The sequence below is a fragment of the Neobacillus sp. KR4-4 genome, from assembly GCF_042136325.1.
In the GTDB taxonomy this organism is placed as follows: domain Bacteria; phylum Bacillota; class Bacilli; order Bacillales; family Cytobacillaceae; genus Neobacillus.
This window is the reverse complement of sequence record NZ_JBHHJU010000061.1, coordinates 1-3,446: the sequence shown is the minus strand read 5'-3', so window position 1 is coordinate 3,446 and position 3,446 is coordinate 1. Positions and strand designations below refer to the sequence as shown.

Sequence of the window (3,446 nt, the reverse complement as noted above, 5' to 3'; positions counted from 1 at the left end):
AATTATCGAAAGTTTTTGTTTATGGAAAGATATCTCTAATTAAGCGTAGGATTCTTGGTTGTAACCACAAATATCTTTCCATAATATTCAAAAATTCCTATCTACAAAATTCCTCCAGCCACTTTAATAAATCTGTATCATGATCCCAAACAGGAGTATCTTGCGACACAACCTCCATATATGCGTCTTCTAATGCCTTTCTTTTTATTTCTGTATTTGCTCTTAAATATATATCAGTTGTAGATACATTTACATGTCCTAGTAAATCCCTTATATAAATAAGGTTTACACCAGCCTCCAATAAATGCATTGCTTTCGTATGCCTGATCATATGAGGATGAAGTCTGTCAGAGAATAGAACATCTGAATGAGTTTCCTTTGCCTGTTTTAAATACTTTTCTAAAATGTATGTTATTCCAGGCCTTGTAAATGGGCGTCTATTACTATTATAGAAAAGTGGATAATCTTGTTTTCCATTTTCCGATAGTTTGTTTTCTTTCATGTAATTCTCCAACAGAACTCTTGTTTTATCCATAATAGGTACACTTCTTCGTTTATTTCCTTTGCCAGTTAAAGTAATTGTGGCTGGCTTCGCAAGTCTGATATCTCTTGTTTTTAAATCAATTAATTCTTGTACTCGTGCCCCTGTATCATATAGAGTAGCCATTAATGTCAAATCACGACGCCCTCTCTTCTCATTAGTATCAGGTTGTTCTAATATATACCTTAAAGATTCCTGCGAGAGAAATTCAACTGTCCTTATTTGTCTTTTTTTAAAGGGAATTCCTAATATTTTTTGACATTCAAATATATTTTCAGGGTGTTCAGACTGTGCATAACGAAAGAAACTATGGATTGCTGCTAGTCTTTGATTACGAGTATTAATTCCGACGTTACGTGATTTTTCAAGCCAAAGGAGAAAATCTCTAATTTTTTCTGCTTTTATTTTTTTAAATGTAAGGTGCTCCGGTTTAATATTTAATTCAAAATCAAAAAATAGTAACACCTGTTTAAAAGTATCCCTATAAGACTTTATTGTATTGACGCTAACATTACGTTGGCTTGGCAGATAATCGGAAAGGAATCGTGTGAGTGTTCTGGCAAAATCAGTCTGTTTCACTGAACGATACCTCCGGTATTATGGTTGAAAAGTTCTGTTCAACTGATGCTATAATTTTTGGATATAAATCAGCAGTTAGTCTTAAGTAATGTTGTGTACCTCTTAAATCAACATGTCCTAAAAATGCAGAAAGATAGGGAAGGAGATTTGTAATATCTTCTTCATTTAAGACCCATTTTTTCAAACAATGGACGGCAAAAGTGTGCCTAAAATCATGAAGTCTTGGTCCCTTTCCACTATGGGATATTCCAGCCTTCCATAATATCTCTCTAAATAGTTTATATATAGTACTTTCCTTATAATGTCCTCCGTAAGGAGATTGGAATAAATAATTATCACTGGACTCTATGTGATGAGTTTCTTTTACATACAAACGACAACGCTTCGTCAATGTATCTGTCATTGGAACTTTTCGTTCTTTTCCAAATTTCGCATCTCGAATGAATAAAGTCCCATTACCCAAATCAACATCTTTAAGTTTTAAATTCAAGGCTTCTGAAATCCGGAGGCCACAACCATATAACATACGGAACAGAAAAGGTAAGGTCAGATGTCTGTTGGGAGAAACATCTGAAAAAGGATACATGTCGCATGTGGTAAAAATGTTCTTCAATTCTATTTCAGAAAAAATGTATGGAACATAAGAATATCTATCAATCGAAATAGTGGCAGCTGGAAAAATGTATGCCTCATACCCAAGACGAACCATATATTTAGCGAGCCCTCGTATGATAGAGATTCTTCCATTTCTAGTACTGACAGTCTCATTTGGCCTTTTTTCTGTCCAAAGAAATACTAATTCTTTCGGAAGTTTTATATCTCTTAAGTTTTCATTGGCAGCCAAAGTGTCAAATTGATTCAAAAGAGAAGATCCTTTTATATACTTATAGCCGACAGATGTCTTTTCCTCAATGTATCCATCAATTAGTGGACCAAGAATACTTTGAAACACTACAGATTCCTTAGACATTCTTAAGCACCTCCTCTGGATCAATGGCACATTTCCTTAACCCATCCATTCCTGTATGTAGATAGACATTGGTAGATTTAGAATTAAAATGTCCTAGGATCTCAGAGATTACTGGCAATGGTGTTCCCTGCTCAAGCAAAGTACTCGCAAGAGTATGACGAAGCGAATGTAACCCTTGCCTTTTGCCATCAGGAACTTTAATTCCAGAAAGTCTAGTATATTTTGTAATGATATTATGAAGATTAGCGTCTCTTCCAAAGGCCTCAAAGGGTGCATTCATCCGAATAAAAACGAAAGGAGATTTACTAATAGGACGCCCATTTTTTATGTAATCAATTAATGCCCAACCAATATCATTTAATATTGGATATGACGCGATATTCTTTGTTTTATTTTGTTTTATTTCTATCGTTTTTGATTGCCAGTTTAAATCCGATAACTTCAAGGATTTGATGTCACCAACCCTAATTCCAAGTTTGGCGACCAGAAGCAGAATCGCATAATCTCTCTTTCCGGTTGGATTCCCTCTGTCAATACTTTTCAACATACGAATAACATCATCTTTATTCCAGACAGAAGGAACAGGTGGATAATAATATTTACTCTGTTTGGGAACTTTTAAAGATAAATCTTCATCCGTGTATTGGTTAACATAAAGAAATCTTAAATAAACCCTAAGAGCTGTTAAGATTGATGCAATACTTTTTTCATGATACTTATAAATTGTTTTTACATAATCAGAAATTATCTTTGCTGTAATATCATTCGATTTTTGAACATTTCTACTGTCAAGATAATCTATGAAAAAGAACAAACGCTGCATACGTGTACGTAAACCTCTTTTGGAGTATTCGTTAATTTCGCATTCCATTTCATAGGCAATGAGTTCTGATTCAAATTGTGGTGGTTTAACATATCCTGGTTTTTTTACAATCCTTCGGATAAACACACCATGAAGCTGATAATCGCCTAGAACTCTAATTCTTCTAATGGGACCTTTGAGTCCTTTAGGCATAGCCTCCTGATAATAGTTAACAGGACAATTGTAAGTTTCCTCCAAAAAGTCTTTTCCTAACGCTTCAGAAAAAAAGATTTCACCCCTTGCTTTTGCAAATGAAATTACTCTTTTGTAAAAAGCACGATGTCCACAAATAGTGTTATATGCATAATTTAGCCTTTCTAATTCAGATAAAACATTTGAAACTAATTCTTCAATGGGAATTTGATTCTCCATATGGCACCTCCTAGATTTAATACATCTATTGTGAGGTGTTATGGAAAGAAATAAACGTATATATCAATTCAAATAGGGCATATACACTTATTTCTTTCCATAAACTAAAACTTTCGATAATT

General features: G+C 33.9%; 3 protein-coding genes. All 3 read right to left on the bottom strand.

Annotated features, from left to right (window positions below; all coding sequences use genetic code 11):
* Positions 1-97: 97 nt before the first annotated feature.
* The 3 genes from ACE198_RS27780 to ACE198_RS27770 are packed head-to-tail and all read right to left on the bottom strand — an operon-like array spanning position 98 to position 3,324.
* Positions 98-1,120, bottom strand: coding sequence for a site-specific integrase (locus ACE198_RS27780; protein ID WP_375377780.1), 1,023 nt, complete (start codon positions 1,118-1,120; stop codon positions 98-100).
* Positions 1,107-2,090: a tyrosine-type recombinase/integrase gene (locus ACE198_RS27775; protein WP_375377779.1), complete on the bottom strand. Its 984-nt coding sequence runs from the start codon at positions 2,088-2,090 to the stop codon at positions 1,107-1,109. The genes ACE198_RS27780 and ACE198_RS27775 overlap by 14 nt, the downstream gene beginning before the upstream one ends.
* Entirely contained in the window at positions 2,083-3,324 is a 1,242-nt protein-coding gene (locus tag ACE198_RS27770; protein WP_375377778.1) for a site-specific integrase, read from the bottom strand. The genes ACE198_RS27775 and ACE198_RS27770 overlap by 8 nt, the downstream gene beginning before the upstream one ends.
* Positions 3,325-3,446: the final 122 nt, after the last annotated feature.

Bases quoted from the DNA above. Each gene is read 5' to 3' on its own strand.
- ACE198_RS27770 (WP_375377778.1), bottom strand. From the start codon at position 3,324: ATGGAGAATCAAATTCCCATTGAAGAATTAGTTTCAAATGTTTTATCT.
- ACE198_RS27775 (WP_375377779.1), bottom strand. From the start codon at position 2,090: ATGTCTAAGGAATCTGTAGTGTTTCAAAGTATTCTTGGTCCACTAATT.